This is a genomic window from Tenacibaculum sp. SM2510 (assembly GCF_057002845.1).
The window spans coordinates 1,461,420-1,477,887 of the sequence record NZ_CP192703.1; the positions used below are offsets into that span (position 1 = coordinate 1,461,420).

A 16,468-nucleotide genomic window follows, 5' to 3' on the forward strand; every position below is an offset into this window, starting at 1 on the left:
TTTAAATATCTAGATTGCTCAATTCTTTGTAATAAAGTATCTTTGCTTCTCAATTTTTTAGAAGATGAAAAGAAGTAGCGTTAAAGAATTATTACATTCTGATAAATTTTTACAAGAAGTACATGTAAAAGGATGGGTTAGAACCTTTAGAAGCAATCGTTTTATTGCTTTAAATGATGGCTCTACCATTAATAATATTCAATGTGTTGTAGATTTTGAAAATACAGGTGAAGAACTTTTAAAAAGAATTACAACAAGTGCTGCTGTAAGTATTACAGGTACTTTAGTTGAAAGTGAAGGTAAAGGACAAAGTGTAGAGGTTAAGGTTACTAAATTAGAAATATTAGGAGATTCTAATCCTGATGAATATCCTATTCAGCCTAAAAAACACAGTTTAGAGTTTTTAAGAGAGAACGCACACTTACGTATTAGAACAAATACGTTTAGTGCAGTTATGAGAGTTCGTTCTGCTTTATCTTTTGGAGTTCACAAATACTTTCAAGAAAACGGATTTAACTACGTTAACACACCAATAATTACAGGATCGGATGCTGAAGGTGCAGGAGAAATGTTTCATGTATCAAATTTCGAAACAAACAGAGCTCCATTAAACGAAGAGGGGAATGTAGATTATACCAAAGATTTTTTCGGTAAAGAAACCAACTTAACTGTTTCTGGTCAGTTAGAAGCTGAAACCTATGCTATGGCATTAGGGAAAGTATACACTTTCGGGCCTACTTTTAGAGCCGAAAACTCTAACACAACGCGTCATTTAGCCGAATTTTGGATGATTGAACCTGAGGTTGCATTTAATGATTTAGATGCAAATATGGATTTATCAGAAGATTTCATTAAATCGGTTTTAGGTTATGTTTTAGAAAACTGTAAAGACGATTTAGCATTTTTAGACAATCGTTTAACGCAAGAAGAAAAATCAAAACCACAAGCTGAACGTAGCGACATGGGATTAATTGAAAAATTAAACTTTGTTGCAGAAAATAACTTTAAAAGAGTAAGTTATACGGAGGCTTTTGATATTTTACGTAACTGTAAGCCAAATAAAAAGAAGAAATTTCAGTTTCCTATTACAGAATGGGGAGTAGACTTACAATCAGAACACGAACGTTATTTAGTTGAAAAACACTTTAAATGTCCGGTGATTTTATTTGATTACCCAGCAACGATTAAAGCTTTTTACATGCGTTTAAACGACGATGGCAAAACTGTACGCGCAATGGATGTTTTATTTCCAGGAATCGGAGAAATGGTTGGTGGATCACAAAGAGAAGAGCGTTTAGATGTATTGAAATCTAAAATGGCTGATTTAAATATAGACGAAGAAGAATTATGGTGGTATTTAGATACTCGTAAATTCGGAACAGCAGTGCATTCTGGTTTCGGTTTAGGTTTTGAACGTTTGGTTTTATTCACAACTGGTATGAGTAATATACGCGATGTTATTCCTTTTCCTAGAACACCGCAAAACGCAGAATTTTAAAGAAATCATAAAATTATATACTACAATCGTCATTCCTCAAAGAATGACGATTTCTTTTTAACCTATTTCATATATTTGTAAGTATGTTAAAACAAGGTTTACATTATAAGTTACTTCAAAAATTATCTCCACAACAAATTCAGTTGATGAAGTTAATTCAATTACCTACGCAAGCTTTTGAAGAACGTTTAAAGCAAGAAATAGAAGAAAATCCGGCTTTAGATACTGGTAAAGAAGAGCCTGAAAATTTTGAAGATACTTTAACTAATGCTGATGATTATGATGAAGGAAATGAGAAAATAGATACTGACGATATAAATATTGATGAGTATTTAAGTGATGATGAATACCCGAGTTACAAAACGCAAGCAAACAATTATTCGGCAGATGATGAAGACAAACAAGTTCCTTATGCTGCAGGAACCAGTTTTCATCAATCACTAGAGAGTCAATTAAACACCTTCAGAATTAACGAAGAAGAACGCGCTATTGCTGAATTTTTAGTTGGCAGCATTGATGACAGTGGATACATACGTAGAGAAATTATCGACTTAGTTGATGATTTAGCTTTCACTCAGAATGTTTTCACTACTGAAGAAAAAGTAGCAAGTGTTTTACTAAATGTTGTTCAAAGACTAGACCCTGTTGGTGTGGGGGCTCGTGATTTAAAAGAGTGTTTAATCATACAATTAAAATCAAAGCCAGAAAAAGAAACAAGGGCTTTAGCTATTGATATTCTTGAAAATGCATTTGATCACTTTGTAAAAAAACATTATAAAAAACTTTTAGAGAAATTTACTATTGACGAAGAGCAACTGAAAGAAATAATCACCGAAATTGGTCGATTAAATCCAAAACCTGGTAGTTCTTATGCAGGTAATAACAAAATAGCAGAACAGATTGTTCCTGATTTTTCAATTCAAATTGTTGATGGTGTTTTAGATCTTACATTAAATTCTAGAAACGCACCAGAATTGCATGTTTCTCGTGAGTATAATAATATGCTTAAGGGCTATAGTGATGCTAAAACAAAAAGTAAAAGCCAAAAGGATGCGGTAATGTTTATAAAGCAAAAATTAGATTCTGCAAAATGGTTTATTGACGCTATAAAACAACGCCAGCAAACATTATTGGTTACTATGAATGCTATTATGCAACGTCAAGAAGCTTATTTTTTAACGGGTGATGAACGTAAGTTAAAGCCTATGATCTTAAAAGATATTGCTGATGAAATACATATGGATGTTTCTACAGTTTCTAGGGTAGCTAACAGTAAATATGTTTCTACTCCTTACGGAACTAAGCTAATAAAAGTATTTTTCTCTGAATCTATGAAAAACGACCAAGGAGAGGATGTATCAACCCGAGAGATCAAAAAAATTCTTGAGACTGTCATTCAGGATGAAGACAAGCGCAAGCCACTCACCGATGATAAATTATCTAAGATTTTAAAAGAAAAAGGCTATCCCATTGCAAGGAGAACCGTTGCTAAATATCGTGAACAATTAGATATTTCTGTTGCACGTTTACGTAAAGAAATATAATGCGTTGGCATAAATTTATATCTACCATTTTACACCCTATTGTAATACCTACAATTGGTATATTACTATATTTCATCTTAACCCCTGTTAATTTAAGCCGACAGCAGCAATACACCATGTTAGCTGTTGTTTTTATTGCCACATATGCAATACCTATACTTTTATTAGTTTTATTAAAAGCAATTGGTTCTATAAAATCATATCAAGTACATAGTATTGAAGAACGTAAAATTCCGCTGTTCTTTATGATGACCCTCTTGTTCTTTTTGGGAAAATTCTTTTCTGAAATAACTATTATTAAAGATCTAAGTTATTTATTTTTTGGTGTCGTATTCGGGCTCGGTTTTATTTACACTTTATTTATTGCAAAGATAAAAACAAGTTTGCATTTACTTTCCATGGGTGCTGCCACAGGTTATTTTCTATTATTTCAACAAATACATAATGTATATATTATTCCGTTGATTATAGTTTTTATTTTACTTTCAGGGATTCTCGCAAGCTCTAGGCTTCAATTAAAAGCTCACACTTACAAAGAAGTGTATCTCGGGTTTATTATTGGCTTAGCGAGTCCTTTTTTTGCTTACTATTTATTATAATAAATAAAAACTTAATCCAAAACGAATAATGTTTGTATTAATTTTCTTCCCATTTAAAGTGGCATTTTTAAATATAGGCATTAAGCCATAATACACATGAAAATTAAACGTACCGTATCCTGCCGAAAGTATTAATCCTGTTTGAAACTTATTATATTCTGCTAAATTTGATATATCAATTTTCGCTCCACCATCATCATACGCAAAATTATTACTAATATTATAACTCAGCTTAACACCAGTGTAAAAACGCCAAAAAGAATAGGTATTTACAGTTGATGATCTCCATCGAAATTGAATAGGCATTTCAAGATTATGCAATTTTAGTTTATTATTTGTAATACTATTATCAAACTGAAAGCTACTAGGTTTACCTTCCACAACTTTTAATCCATGATTATAAGCATCAAACCCATAGCCTAAACCTATACCAAATGCTACTTTACCGCTTTTTGCAAGAGGAATATCCTTTATATAACCGGCTGAAAAACCAAATGAAAATCCGCTTTTTGATACTTCTTCTGGTTGCTTATCTAATATATTGTAAGAAACATTTATATACAACTGATCTTCCCAATAAGAATCTCCTACTTGTAAAGAATCTTTTTGAGCGTATATATTTATTGATAAAAAAACTAAAAAGAAAATTAATATATTTCTCATACCCCTTAACTCTTGTTAAATATAGTTTATTTATATAAAAAAAGAGCAATCGTACGATTGCTCTTTTTTTTATTTATTCGAAAAAAGTTATTACTTTTTAATAGCACTTCCTTTGTGTGTAGATAAACTTAATTTAAGAGCATTTACGTCTCTTAATTTCTCACGAATATCAGCTAATGTACCAACACTCGATTCTTTATCCATTTTTAAAGAAGTTGTCATAAAAGGAACTTCAGCTTCTGACACATTTCCTCTCTCTAAGAAAATAAAAGAAGGTACATCATCTGGTGTAGCAATCTTATCGTTTAACTGAATTCTGTTATAACCAGTACCATATTTACTATCTTTTGCTTTACCAACATAAATAGTACTTACTAAACTTTTACGTTCTAATTTCTTTACTTCTGTAGCACTAGGTAAACGCGGTGCTTCGATCGCTAAATCGTTTTCACGCATTACTGTTGTTACCATGAAGAAGAATAATAACATAAAAACAATATCAGGTAGTGAAGATGTATTCACTGCTGGCATCTCTTTTTTCTTCTTATTAAATTTAGACATACTTAAATTGTTTTTATACTATTGAACATTAGTTGGATCAGTATCTGATATAATCTGAGGATAACTACTCTTAACATCTTCTACTTTTTTTCTTAATGCATCATCTTTTCTTGCACTAGCGATAAAAGCTTTTTCTAATTCCGTAAAGCTCATACCGTATTTTTCTTGGCAGAATCTATTACGTAATTCATCATATGCTTTTAACAATTCATTTTGAACAGATACATATGTACCAAACTCCGTACCTCTATCACTTTCAACAGAGATAATTGCTTTGTTTGGGTGATCTGATGATTCAGGATCTTTCGCTCCTTTACAATAGTTACAAGATGCTCCTGCTTCTTTTCCTGGCATTGGGTTACCAATACCACCACCGTTATCTATAAATTTAATAGCTGCATCTTTTAAGTCTACTAACTCCATTCCTTCACCTTCTACAAGCAACTGATTGTTTCTGTTAATACTAACTTGAAAAATGTTTTTTTCTTTTACAATTGGTGGTTTAACATCTGTTTTTTCAGCTAACTTTTTAGGTATACCTGAATCAACATCCATAGTTGTTGTTACTAGGAAAAAGATAAGTAGCAAGAATGCAATATCTGCCATCGAACCTGCATTAATTTCTGGGTTTTCTCTTCTTGCCATAATAACTTACGATTTAACGATTCCTTTTAATAAATCAACTACGAAAAATGCTCCTGCAATAGCTCCTAAAATCATGGTGAAACTGATTCCAGTTCCTACCCATTTAGAAGTACTTCCTACTCCAACTAACTCTCCTCCGTCAGCACCCATTACTTGTCCGTTTGAAGACAACATATAAGACACTGCAAAAAGTACGCCTAAAGCTAAAACACCAAATATGGTTTTCTTTAGAGCAGCTGGATTTTTAAACATTCCTAATAATGAAATTACTACAGCAACAATTACTATCACAATTAGTAAATAATATGAATAACTTACTAAAGGAGAAACAGCATTATTAAGTGCTTCCAAATTTTCTGGATCTATTCTTACAACGTTTACGAATAACCCAATACCTACTAATGATATTAAAGCTACTAGTAATGTTAATATTTTATTATTCATATAATTGATTATTTTTTATACTTAGCTAATAAGTCGATTAAAGAAATAGAAGCATCTTCCATGTTGTTTACAATACTATCGATTTTTGAAACGATATAGTTGTAAAAAATTTGTAAGATAATTGCCGCTACAAGACCAAATACAGTTGTTAAAAGTGCTATTTTAATACCCCCTGCTACTACTGCTGGTGAAATATCATTTGCTACAGCGATCTTATCAAAAGCTTCAATCATACCAATTACAGTACCCATAAAACCTAACATCGGCGCTAATGCAATAAATAAAGATAACCAAGAAACATTTTTCTCTAATAATCCCATTTGTACACCACCATAACCTACTACAGCTTTTTCGGCAGCCTCTAAACCTTCGTCCGCTCTTTCTAAACCTTGGTAAAAAATAGATGCAACAGGTCCTTTTGTATTTCTACAAACTTCTTTAGCAGCTTCAATACCACCTGAACTTAAAGCATCATCAACACTTGCTACTAATTTCTTAGTATTCGTTGTTGCCATGTTTAAATAGATAATTCTTTCGATTGCAATAGCTAAACCTAAAATTAAAGCTACTAATACGATACCCATAAACTGAGGATCTCCTTCAATAAAACGTTGTTTTAACTCTTGGTGAAAAGTTTTTTCTGCTTCTTGAGCATGAGTTGACTGAATAGCCCCTAAAAACATAAATCCTGCAACAGTTAGGAAATTTACTACTTTTTTCATTTTGTTATAATTAATTTTAAATAGTTAACGGGTTAAAAATACAATTTTACTAAGAAACTCTTAATTTTTTATCAATAAGTTATCCTTAACTTGTACTTATTACTCTTTTTTATTTTTCAGACTGCCAAGTAACAAAAAATTGTTGGGACATTAAAAAAAAAACTAAGGATTTTACTTATTGATACTCTTTTTATCCTTTCTAATGCTATTTCAAGCACTTATGATTGCAAATTTAATAAAAAAAACACAGTTTAATTAATTTCTCCTCTTAATGATGTTTCAAAATAGTATTTAAACTGTTCTTTCGACAACTTTTCTCCCAATAAATACATCATTTTTGCAACAGCTGTCTCCGTTGTTATATCTTTTCCATCTATAATTCCGATACGTTTTAGATCAGAACTTGTTTCATAATGTCCTAAAATTACACTTCCTCCTGCACATTGAGTTACGTTTACTATATAAATGTTTTTTGCAACAGCTTTTTCTAATAAACTAATAAACCATTTTTCTGTAGGCGCGTTTCCTGCTCCGTATGTTTCTAAGATTACCCCTTTTAAGTTTGGTATACTTATAAAACTCTCTACTACAGAAGCTGTTATACCTGGAAATAATTTCAAAATAGCAACGTTATTATCTAAATTTTTTCTAAAAACAAGTTTCTCTTCTTGTTTTATTGACCGAAATAATACAGGGTAATTAAAATTTAAATGAACTCCACTTTCAGCCAAAGGCGGGTAATTCATCGATGCAAAAGCTTCAAATTGTTCTGCGTTTATTTTAGTTGTTCTATTGGCTCTGTATAGTTTATATTCAAAATACAAACCTACTTCTTGTATTACTGGCTTTCCGTTTTCGTATGTTGATGCTACCTGTATCGAAGTAATTAGATTTTCTTTTGCATCGGTTCGTAAATCTCCTATTGGTAATTGAGAACCTGTAAAGATTACCGGCTTATGTAAATTCTCTATCATGAAACTAATTGCTGATGATGTATAAGACATCGTATCAGAGCCAGTTAAAACCACAAAACCGTCAAACTTATCATAGTTATCAGAAATTATTTCTGCAATATCAATATAATAGTTCACATTCATATTTGATGAATCAATTGGCTCATCAAAAGAAATAGTAGAAATATCACAATGTAATTGTTGCAGTTCTGGAATTTTACTAGATATCTGACTAAAATCGAACGCTTTTAACGCTCCGGTTTTATAATCTTTAACCATACCAATGGTTCCTCCTGTATATACTATTAAAATTTTAGGCTTATTTGACATTATGACACTTTTATTATAGGTAATTTAATAATGGAATAATTTATGTTGTAAATTTATCAAACAAAATTGACACAAAATTTTAAAACCAAATAAATTATGATAGGATTTTATATTCTAATAGGTATTATCTCTTTATTCAGCTGGATAGTAAGTAATACACTTAAAAGAAAGTTTAAAAAATACTCGCAAGTTCACTTACGAAATGGAATGAGCGGAGCAGAAATAGCTCAAAAAATGCTAGATGATCATGGTATTAACGACGTAAAAGTTATTTCTACACCAGGTATGTTAACAGATCATTACAATCCGCAAAACAAAACGGTTAATTTAAGTGAAGGTGTTTATAACCAACGTAACGCATCGGCTGCAGCTGTATCTGCTCATGAGGTTGGCCATGCTGTACAACATGCAAAAGCATATCAATGGTTAACGATGCGATCTAAATTAGTACCTATTGTTAGTATTTCTTCTCGTTTTTCACAATGGATGATTATTGGAGGACTTATTTTAGGTGCGGGTGCTGGTCTGCCAGGAATTGGACAAATGGTTGCTATTGGCGGACTTGTTTTTATGGCAATGGGTACGCTGTTTAGTTTTATTACGCTTCCTGTAGAATATGACGCAAGTAACAGAGCCTTAGCTTGGTTAGAAAACAAACATATTGTAACTCGTGAAGAATTAGCGGGCTCTAAAGATGCCTTAAAATGGGCCGCAAGAACTTACTTAGTTGCTGCATTAGGTTCTTTAGCAATGCTTTTATATTGGGCGTTACGTATTTTAGGAAGTAGAGATTAGGTATCTTAGATACTTTTACATTTGCTTCTAAATAAAAAAAATGCTCTTGGAAAACCGAGAGCATTTTTTTATTTATCTATTTTAGCGTTAAAGCTTAATCATTCAACTTTAAAACTGCCATAAATGCTTCTTGTGGAATTTCCACATTACCAACTTGACGCATTCTTTTCTTACCTTTCTTTTGCTTTTCTAACAACTTACGTTTACGTGAAATATCTCCACCATAACATTTTGCTGTCACATCTTTACGTAAAGCTTTGGTGGTTTCTCTTGCTATAATTTTTGCTCCAATTGCTGCTTGAATAGGAATGTCAAATTGTTGCCTTGGTATTAATTCCTTTAATTTTTCAACAATCTTCTTACCAATTGTATAGGCATTATCTGCGTGTAACAATGCTGAAAGTGCATCAACTGGGTCTCCGTTTAATAAAATATCTACACGAACTAATTTAGAGGTTCGCATTCCTATCGGAGAATAATCAAAAGAAGCATATCCTTTTGAAACTGTTTTTAATCGATCATAAAAATCGAAAACAATTTCTGCCAATGGCATATCAAAAGTTAATTCAACTCTTTCTGTAGTTAAATAGGTTTGATTTACTATTTCCCCTCTTTTTTCAATACAAAGCGACATTACTTGTCCTACAAAATCAGATTTTGTTATGATTGATGCTTTTATAAAAGGCTCTTCTACTTTCTCTAATCTAGACGGATCTGGTAAATCTGTTGGGTTATTCAACAAAACAATTTCCGTAGGGTTTTTCTTGGTATATGCGTGATAAGAAACGTTTGGTACTGTAGTAATTACAGTCATGTTAAATTCACGTTCTAAACGTTCTTGAATAATTTCCATGTGTAACATTCCTAAGAACCCACATCGAAAACCAAAACCTAACGCTGCCGAACTTTCTGGCTGAAACACTAAAGAAGCATCATTTAACTGCAATTTTTCCATCGAATTACGTAATTCTTCGTAATCTTCAGTATCAACAGGATAAATACCTGCAAAAACCATTGGTTTTACATCTTCAAATCCATCAATAAGACTCTCAGTCGGATTTTCAAAATCAGTTATTGTATCACCTACTTTTACTTCTTTTGCAACTTTAATTCCTGTAATTAAATATCCTACATCTCCTGTTTTTACCTCTTGCTTTACTACTTGCTCTAATTTTAAAGTACCAACCTCATCCGCTTTATATTCGGTTCCTGTTGACATAAATTGAATACGCTGATTCTTTTTAATTGAACCATCAATTACTCTAAAATAAGTTTCAATTCCTCTGTATGAATTATAAACCGAATCGAAAATTAATGCTTTTAATGGTGCATCAGGATTTCCTTGTGGTGGTGGAACCTTTGCTATAATTGCTGCTAAAATGTTCTCAACTCCAAAACCTGTTTTTCCACTAGCGTGGATAACATCTTCGGGATTACAACCTAATAAATCTACAATATCATCTGTAACCTCTTCTGGATTTGCAGATGGTAAATCAACTTTATTTAAAACCGGAATAATTTCCAGGTCGTTATCTAAAGCTAAATATAAATTAGAAATTGTTTGTGCCTGAATACTTTGCGCTGCATCAACGATTAACAAAGCTCCTTCACAAGCTGCTATTGAACGAGATACTTCGTAAGAAAAATCTACGTGCCCAGGTGTATCAATTAAATTTAAAATATAATCTTCACCCTCAAACGTATAATCCATTTGAATTGCGTGCGACTTAATGGTAATACCACGTTCACGCTCTAAATCCATACTATCTAATAACTGCGATTTTTTTTCTCTCTCAGTTACCGCTCCTGTAAAATCTAGTAATCTATCGGCAAGCGTACTTTTACCGTGATCAATATGTGCAATAATGCAAAAATTTCTAATTTTCTTCATTCGTCGTATTTCTAGCCTCTTATGACTGACAAAGATACTTTATTGAAAAACGTTGTACAATTAAAAATTTATTCAATAAAAAATAAAAAGTAACTTTGCATCATGGTAAAAATTGGTAATATAGAACTTCCGGATTTTCCGCTATTATTAGCCCCGATGGAAGATGTGAGTGATCCGCCGTTTAGAGCATTGTGTAAAGAGAACGGTGCTGATGTTGTTTACACTGAATTTATTTCTTCGGAAGGACTGATTCGCGACGCTGCAAAAAGCGTAATGAAGTTAGATATTTACGAAAAAGAACGCCCTGTTGGAATACAAATATTTGGTGCCAATTTAGAATCGATGTTAAGAACGGTAGAGATTGTAGAAAAATCGAATCCTGATATTATTGATATTAACTTCGGATGCCCTGTTAAAAAAGTAGTTTCTAAAGGTGCGGGTGCAGGAATTTTAAAAGACATCGACTTAATGGTTTCACTTACTGAAGCCATGGTAAAACACACCAATTTACCTGTTACCGTAAAAACACGTTTAGGCTGGGATCATGATTCTATTAAGATTGTAGAGGTTGCCGAGCGTTTGCAAGATGTTGGCTGTGCTGCAATTTCTATTCATGGTCGTACTCGTGCACAAATGTATAAAGGTGATGCAGATTGGTCATTAATTTCTGAAGTTAAAAATAACCAAAGAATGCACATTCCTGTGTTTGGAAATGGAGATGTTACTTCGCCAGAAAAAGCTATGGAAATGCGCGATAAATATGGCTTAGATGGTTGTATGATTGGTAGAGCTGCTATTGGTTACCCTTGGTTTTTTAATGAAGTTAAACATTATTTTAAAACAGGTGAATATTTAGCAAAACCAACCATTGCGCAACGAGTACAAACCGCTCGTAGACATTTACAAATGGCTATTGATTGGAAAGGCCCTATTTTAGGAGTTTTTGAAACCAGAAGGCATTATACGAATTACTTTAAAGGAATACCACATTTTAAAGAATACCGTATGAAAATGGTAACTTCTGATGACGCAAAAGATGTTTTTGCGGCTTTTGATGAAGTGGAAGCTAAATTTGGCAATGTGATTATTCCGGAGATAGGATAAGTTTATTTCTCTATAAAATCTTTAGAAATTCTTGAACTTGCTACCTTAGATGCTATAAAGCCCAGTATTGAAATTGTAAAAATTACAACCAATAGATTCATCCATCTAAATTCAACTGGGTAAGCTAAACTCTCTGTAATCATAAATAGCTCGTAACGTTGCTGTATTAACACTAATAAAACACCAATAGCAATACCTACAATCATACCAACAATCGTTAATAAGAACCCTTGTAATACAAATATTTTTTTTATATCATCAATACTTGCTCCTAAATTAAATAATGTTTTAAGGTTTTTTCTTTTATCAATAATCATCATAATTATTGATCCGATTACATTAAATAAAGCTATTGCAAGTATTAAAGTGAAAATTAAGTACGAAATAAATCGCTCGGTGTTTATTACTTTATAATACAAGGCATTTAATTGTGCTCTTGTTTTGACGCTAAAAGCAGCACCTAAATCATCTTGTAGTTTTTCTTGAAAATCATCTAAATTAACAGCTGGTTTTAATTTGAGTTCTATGCCTGAAATCTGATTTTCACCATAATTTAACAACTCTTGTGCAGAAGATAGCTCTGTAAAAACGTATTTATTCTGAAACTCTTCTGAACCCGAATAAGCACCAATAACCTGTGTAGAAATTGAACGAAAAGCGTTATTCACATTTACAAATCCCTTACCTGGCTTTGGCACCATAATCTGTAAAGGCTGTCCGAAATTTGCAACATTAAGCGAGAGCTTATATGAAATTCCGTAACCTATAACTGCAGTGTTTTTAAACTCAGGATCTACCCAGGTACCCAGCGCTAACAAAGTATCTACTGGAATTATAGCTTTGTAGTTTTCATCAACACCTTTTATAAAAGCAACCTGGTTTTTATCTTTATATTGTAAAAAAACACGTTCCTCAATTGTTTTTGAAATTGCCTTTACTTGAGTGTTCTGAATTAATTTTTGATGAATGTCATCAGAATACTTAAAAGACTTTCCTTTTACGACTGTTATTTTTATGTCAGGATCTGAAACTTTAAGCAAAGAATCGCTAAAGGTTCTTAAACCAGAATAACCTGATAAAATAACAAACAAAGCTAAAGCCCCCACAACAACACCAAAAACAGCAATAAATGTAATTATATTTATGGCATTGGTACTTGTTTTAGAAAATAAGTATCTTTTAGCTATGTATAAAGAGAATTTCAATTTTAATAAATCTTAATTATTATTTTAAATAAAATTTATTAACGTTTTTGACGACGTGGCAAAACATCTGGGTTTTTAATAGGGTCTACATCGTCTCCTTTTAGAGATCTATCAATATCTTCAATGTAATCTAAACTATCATCACCAAAAAATAATAATTCTGGCATTCTTCTTAATTGATGTCTTGTTCTTTTCGCCATTTCATGACGAATTAAAGGTGTGTTAGATTTTACACCATCAACGATTTCATCTCTTTTATCAGAAGGAAAGACGCTTAAATATACTTTTGCGACTCCTAAATCGGCAGTAACCGAAACTTTAGATACAGATATTATCACCCCCTTCATTCCATCTTGTGCAGCACGTTGTAAAACATCTACCAAATCTTCTTGCAATACTCCTGCAATTTTTCGTTGTCTATTAGTTTCTTCCATGCTGCAAATTTAAGGATAAAATTACGGAGTGTAAATTTTATTTTTCACGGCATATATTACCAATCCAACTCTGTTTCTAACATTTAGTTTTGTAAACAGGCTATCTCGATAACCATCAATAGTTTTAGGACTTAAAAACATTTTCTCGGCAATCTCTTTGTATGTTAACTCTGAACAAGCTAATTTCATAAACTTCATTTCGTTATCTTTAAAATGAACGTTGTTTTTTTCATTTTTCCCTGAGACCGAGTCTAACAATAATGTGGTAACATTTCTGGTATGGTAAAAGCCATTATCCATCATTTCTAACAATGCTCTTTCTAACACTTCTTTTTGAGTATCCTTAAGTAAATATCCTACTGCACCTGCCTTTAACATTTTTAAAATTGTATTATTAGCATCTTCAACTGACAATGCCATTACATGCACCTTAGGGTGATGTTCCACAATCCATTCTGTAGTTTCAATACCATTCATTATTGGCATATTTACATCCATTAGTACAATATCTGGTATATTTCTTGCCGATTCAGAAAATTTACTAGCAACTTCTTTACCGTTTTTACAGGTATATAATACTTTAAATTTATCAAAAGTATTTACCATTCCCTCAATAGCTTGCGACAATAATGTGTGGTCATCTACAACAACAACTGAATACTTCATAATTACATAAATTTGGTTACTACTATTCTAAACGGGGAACTTAAGTTTTTTAAATATAATAATTTATTATTAAACTTGTTCCTTTTTCAGGTTCTGACTTAAACTTAGCTTCTGCATTAATTAATTTTGCCCTGGATTTAATATTTTGCAAACCAATGCCTTTAATACAATTTTCTTTTACTTTAAACCCAGTTCCATTATCTTTTGCTATAATCTGAATAGCATTTTCTTCATAATACAAGAACACATCTAGTTTTGAAGCTTTTGAATGTTTTATGGTATTAGAGAAAAACTCTTGTAACATTCTAAAAATTATAATCCCATGTTTTTGGTCTATTTCTATTTCTTTTCCTGTAATCGTTAAATTCGATTCAATATAATTTAAGCGATTAAAACGCTCAATTTCTAATTTTAAAGCTTCTTTTAATTTTATATTATTAATAAAATCTGGATTTATAGATTTCGATAAAGCTCTTATTTCTGTTAAACTTTTAGTGATAATTTCGGTAATTCCATGCATATTATCTGGTGCTGCATGCTGTAACTGTATTTTAGCCAAAGTTAAGAGTTGCCCAATATTATCGTGCAACTCCCAACTAATATTACGTAGAGTTTCTTCTCTTATTTCTATTTGCGTTTCTGCAATTTCTCTTTCAAAACGTTTTTTAATTTCATCTCTTTCTAATAACAACTTGTTCTTACGTCGCTGAAACACCGTAAATAAAATCACTAAAAAAATAACAATTACTACAATTATTAAAGTTGTTATAATTAATATTTCTCTTCCTTCTTGCTGCATAGTAAACCGTATATAATAAATAGATTCATCATAATAATTAATATATTTAGAACAAAAAACAAACCCCTATTCTTCATGTGTTTTAACAAAGTAAAAAAAGGGATTGACGGTAAATAAAATACCAAAAAACCAACAGATATCCAAAAGGGCAAAACCCTCTTATAGTTAATTATCCTATCAGACATTAATAATTCTTTTAAGTAGATAAAGGTATATATTACAGTATTCAAAGACCCAAAAATTATCATATAATGAAAAAACTCTTTATTCTGAAAAGCAAAAAACCAAAACAGCGTATATAGAACTGTTAATGTTTTAGTTATAATTAAAGACAGCTCATTCTTAATTATCTTAATGTAAAATAAAAACACCAAGTTAAACAGAATCCCTGCATAAAAATAATGCAAATTAAAATCCCCTATAAATCTGTTTAATTTAAAAACACCTATAATTTCTGTCACTGCAGAAAGAAACAATATAGCTAATAATGGCAACATATAATCTTTAAAAAAAAGATTATATTTAACCAAAGCAATAATAAATGTTATTATTTGAATAAAAACAGCACTATAAAGGAGATAATTCATATTTTTATTTGCTACATTTTAATAAGGAGGAGTTATTGTTCCAAAATTACCTGCTCCACTATCGCTTTCAATTATTACATCATCATCTCCACCTCTCAAAGTAGCCTCTTGATTTTCCCCGGTTTTCAAACGATAATTATAATCTTTTCTTTTCCCTTCTTTATAATCTCCTTCGGTATCGTAAATCCAATTATAACCTTGCTTCTCTAACATTTCTTTAAACGTTACTAACTTTCCTTGCTTGGCACTTTGTACAGGGTCATATAAAACATCCACTCCTTTAATAGTTGTAGATGGCATATAAATTAAACTACTATATTCTTTTCCATTTTTTTCATGCTTTTTTGCACTACATATAAATGATATTCCTGTCATTTTTATATTCACTTTTTTACTCAAGTTTTCAACATGTCCTAAATATTTTTTAAACTGAATAAAATCAAAGGTTGTAACGCGAGAATCTTCATATCCTAAAACTTTTTCTATTGGTTCTATTCTTGTGGCGTCATAACATTTTAGCATTTCAATAATTTCTGAATAGCTAAGCATTTCTTTTGTTCTTCCCTCGTCTTTGTAACAAAAAATTCCTTTTTCGTTTGCATTCTCTAAACACTCTTCTTCTGTATATTCTTTACAAAATACGTTTCTAAACACCTCAATTAATCGCTGAAATATGTTCTTTTTCTTCATAATAAGTTTGGTTTTAATTTTAACCAAATATACACTCTTGTTTTTTTTAAAAACAAATAATTTTTACAAACACCTAAGCAAATCAAGCTTTCACATAAAATAATCAGGAAAAACACCCTATGCCTTAAAGCTAATAACCTGCTCCTTTTTTAAGTTTTATACTGTTGTTTTTGAAAGATTAAAAAGACTAGTAGAATGCTTTATTCATCGTCTATATTTTATAATAAAAGAAACTACTCTTTTTATCTAAATATTATAGCAAATCAAAAATACATTTTTTTAATTTTTGTTACTGAAATACATATTAATATTTACATAGTGCTTTTTGAAAAAATAAT

General features: G+C 31.2%; 17 protein-coding genes. 5 read left to right on the forward strand and 12 right to left on the reverse strand.

The window, feature by feature from the left end:
• Positions 1–64 precede the first annotated feature (64 nt).
• From asnS to ACQ629_RS06565, 3 genes are all read left to right on the forward strand, one after another.
• Entirely contained in the window at positions 65–1,498 is a 1,434-nt protein-coding gene (gene asnS, locus ACQ629_RS06555) for an asparagine--tRNA ligase (RefSeq protein ID WP_483703345.1), read from the forward strand.
• Between the two features lie 83 nt (positions 1,499–1,581).
• Positions 1,582–3,042, forward strand: a complete 1,461-nt coding sequence (gene rpoN / locus ACQ629_RS06560) for an RNA polymerase factor sigma-54 (RefSeq protein WP_483703347.1) — start codon at positions 1,582–1,584, stop codon at positions 3,040–3,042.
• Complete coding sequence (locus ACQ629_RS06565; protein WP_483703349.1) at positions 3,042–3,641, forward strand: hypothetical protein; 600 nt, start codon at positions 3,042–3,044, stop codon at positions 3,639–3,641. The genes rpoN and ACQ629_RS06565 overlap by 1 nt, the downstream gene beginning before the upstream one ends.
• Here ACQ629_RS06565 and ACQ629_RS06570 read toward each other — a convergent pair.
• The 6 genes from ACQ629_RS06570 to ACQ629_RS06595 form a co-directional block, all read right to left on the reverse strand.
• Positions 3,636–4,304, reverse strand: a complete 669-nt coding sequence (locus ACQ629_RS06570; protein ID WP_483703351.1) for a porin family protein — start codon at positions 4,302–4,304, stop codon at positions 3,636–3,638. The genes ACQ629_RS06565 and ACQ629_RS06570 overlap by 6 nt on opposite strands.
• A 90-nt stretch (positions 4,305–4,394) precedes the next feature.
• Positions 4,395–4,865 (reverse strand): ExbD/TolR family protein, encoded by a 471-nt coding sequence (locus tag ACQ629_RS06575; protein WP_218771526.1) that lies wholly within the window; start codon positions 4,863–4,865, stop codon positions 4,395–4,397.
• A gap of 18 nt (positions 4,866–4,883) precedes the next feature.
• Positions 4,884–5,510: an ExbD/TolR family protein gene (locus ACQ629_RS06580; protein WP_483703353.1), complete on the reverse strand. Its 627-nt coding sequence runs from the start codon at positions 5,508–5,510 to the stop codon at positions 4,884–4,886.
• 6 nt (positions 5,511–5,516) lie between these two features.
• Positions 5,517–5,954, reverse strand: coding sequence for a hypothetical protein (locus tag ACQ629_RS06585; protein WP_483703355.1), 438 nt, complete (start codon positions 5,952–5,954; stop codon positions 5,517–5,519).
• Between the two features lie 8 nt (positions 5,955–5,962).
• Positions 5,963–6,676, reverse strand: a complete 714-nt coding sequence (locus tag ACQ629_RS06590) for a MotA/TolQ/ExbB proton channel family protein (RefSeq protein ID WP_218771529.1) — start codon at positions 6,674–6,676, stop codon at positions 5,963–5,965.
• A gap of 251 nt (positions 6,677–6,927) precedes the next feature.
• Positions 6,928–7,959, reverse strand: coding sequence for an asparaginase (locus ACQ629_RS06595; RefSeq protein ID WP_483703357.1), 1,032 nt, complete (start codon positions 7,957–7,959; stop codon positions 6,928–6,930).
• 96 nt (positions 7,960–8,055) lie between these two features.
• On the opposite strand from ACQ629_RS06595, the gene ACQ629_RS06600 reads away from it, so the two are divergent.
• The gene (locus tag ACQ629_RS06600) at positions 8,056–8,754 is read left to right on the forward strand and encodes a zinc metallopeptidase (protein WP_483703359.1); all 699 of its coding nucleotides are present in this window, start codon (positions 8,056–8,058) and stop codon (positions 8,752–8,754) included.
• A 94-nt stretch (positions 8,755–8,848) separates the two neighbouring features.
• Here the strand turns inward: ACQ629_RS06600 and lepA are convergent, their stop codons facing one another.
• Complete coding sequence (lepA, locus tag ACQ629_RS06605; RefSeq protein ID WP_483703361.1) at positions 8,849–10,645, reverse strand: translation elongation factor 4; 1,797 nt, start codon at positions 10,643–10,645, stop codon at positions 8,849–8,851.
• Positions 10,646–10,747: 102 nt separating this feature from the next.
• Here lepA and dusB point away from each other — a divergent pair, with 102 nt between their 5' ends.
• Positions 10,748–11,749 (forward strand): tRNA dihydrouridine synthase DusB, encoded by a 1,002-nt coding sequence (gene dusB / locus ACQ629_RS06610; protein WP_483703363.1) that lies wholly within the window; start codon positions 10,748–10,750, stop codon positions 11,747–11,749.
• A gap of 2 nt (positions 11,750–11,751) precedes the next feature.
• Here dusB and ACQ629_RS06615 read toward each other — a convergent pair whose 3' ends face one another.
• The 5 genes from ACQ629_RS06615 to ACQ629_RS06635 all read right to left on the reverse strand — a co-directional run bounded on the left by ACQ629_RS06615 (position 11,752) and on the right by ACQ629_RS06635 (position 16,130).
• A complete protein-coding gene (locus ACQ629_RS06615; RefSeq protein ID WP_483703365.1) occupies positions 11,752–12,954 on the reverse strand; it encodes an ABC transporter permease in 1,203 nt (400 codons plus the stop codon).
• 38 nt (positions 12,955–12,992) lie between these two features.
• Positions 12,993–13,388, reverse strand: a complete 396-nt coding sequence (gene rbfA, locus ACQ629_RS06620; RefSeq protein WP_483703367.1) for a 30S ribosome-binding factor RbfA — start codon at positions 13,386–13,388, stop codon at positions 12,993–12,995.
• Between the two features lie 21 nt (positions 13,389–13,409).
• The gene (locus ACQ629_RS06625) at positions 13,410–14,054 is read right to left on the reverse strand and encodes a response regulator transcription factor (RefSeq protein ID WP_483703369.1); all 645 of its coding nucleotides are present in this window, start codon (positions 14,052–14,054) and stop codon (positions 13,410–13,412) included.
• Positions 14,055–14,103: 49 nt separating this feature from the next.
• Positions 14,104–14,853 carry a sensor histidine kinase gene (locus ACQ629_RS06630; protein ID WP_483703371.1) on the reverse strand — a complete coding sequence of 250 codons (750 nt, stop codon included), beginning with the start codon at positions 14,851–14,853 and terminating at the stop codon, positions 14,104–14,106.
• Between the two features lie 605 nt (positions 14,854–15,458).
• Positions 15,459–16,130, reverse strand: a complete 672-nt coding sequence (locus tag ACQ629_RS06635) for a hypothetical protein (RefSeq protein ID WP_483703373.1) — start codon at positions 16,128–16,130, stop codon at positions 15,459–15,461.
• Positions 16,131–16,468 lie beyond the last annotated feature (338 nt).

What these genes read in the sequence shown, in the direction of transcription:
- rbfA (WP_483703367.1), bottom strand. Translation starts at nt 13,388, where the DNA reads ATGGAAGAAACTAATAGACAACGAAAAATTGCAGGAGTATTGCAAGAA.
- dusB (WP_483703363.1), top strand. Translation starts at nt 10,748, where the DNA reads ATGGTAAAAATTGGTAATATAGAACTTCCGGATTTTCCGCTATTATTA.
- ACQ629_RS06630 (WP_483703371.1), bottom strand. Translation starts at nt 14,853, where the DNA reads ATGCAGCAAGAAGGAAGAGAAATATTAATTATAACAACTTTAATAATT.
- ACQ629_RS06575 (WP_218771526.1), bottom strand. Translation starts at nt 4,865, where the DNA reads ATGTCTAAATTTAATAAGAAGAAAAAAGAGATGCCAGCAGTGAATACA.
- ACQ629_RS06565 (WP_483703349.1), top strand. Translation starts at nt 3,042, where the DNA reads ATGCGTTGGCATAAATTTATATCTACCATTTTACACCCTATTGTAATA.
- ACQ629_RS06580 (WP_483703353.1), bottom strand. Translation starts at nt 5,510, where the DNA reads ATGGCAAGAAGAGAAAACCCAGAAATTAATGCAGGTTCGATGGCAGAT.
- ACQ629_RS06585 (WP_483703355.1), bottom strand. Translation starts at nt 5,954, where the DNA reads ATGAATAATAAAATATTAACATTACTAGTAGCTTTAATATCATTAGTA.
- lepA (WP_483703361.1), bottom strand. Translation starts at nt 10,645, where the DNA reads ATGAAGAAAATTAGAAATTTTTGCATTATTGCACATATTGATCACGGT.
- ACQ629_RS06590 (WP_218771529.1), bottom strand. Translation starts at nt 6,676, where the DNA reads ATGAAAAAAGTAGTAAATTTCCTAACTGTTGCAGGATTTATGTTTTTA.
- ACQ629_RS06625 (WP_483703369.1), bottom strand. Translation starts at nt 14,054, where the DNA reads ATGAAGTATTCAGTTGTTGTTGTAGATGACCACACATTATTGTCGCAA.
- ACQ629_RS06595 (WP_483703357.1), bottom strand. Translation starts at nt 7,959, where the DNA reads ATGTCAAATAAGCCTAAAATTTTAATAGTATATACAGGAGGAACCATT.
- asnS (WP_483703345.1), top strand. Translation starts at nt 65, where the DNA reads ATGAAAAGAAGTAGCGTTAAAGAATTATTACATTCTGATAAATTTTTA.
- ACQ629_RS06635 (WP_483703373.1), bottom strand. Translation starts at nt 16,130, where the DNA reads ATGAAGAAAAAGAACATATTTCAGCGATTAATTGAGGTGTTTAGAAAC.
- ACQ629_RS06570 (WP_483703351.1), bottom strand. Translation starts at nt 4,304, where the DNA reads ATGAGAAATATATTAATTTTCTTTTTAGTTTTTTTATCAATAAATATA.
- ACQ629_RS06600 (WP_483703359.1), top strand. Translation starts at nt 8,056, where the DNA reads ATGATAGGATTTTATATTCTAATAGGTATTATCTCTTTATTCAGCTGG.
- rpoN (WP_483703347.1), top strand. Translation starts at nt 1,582, where the DNA reads ATGTTAAAACAAGGTTTACATTATAAGTTACTTCAAAAATTATCTCCA.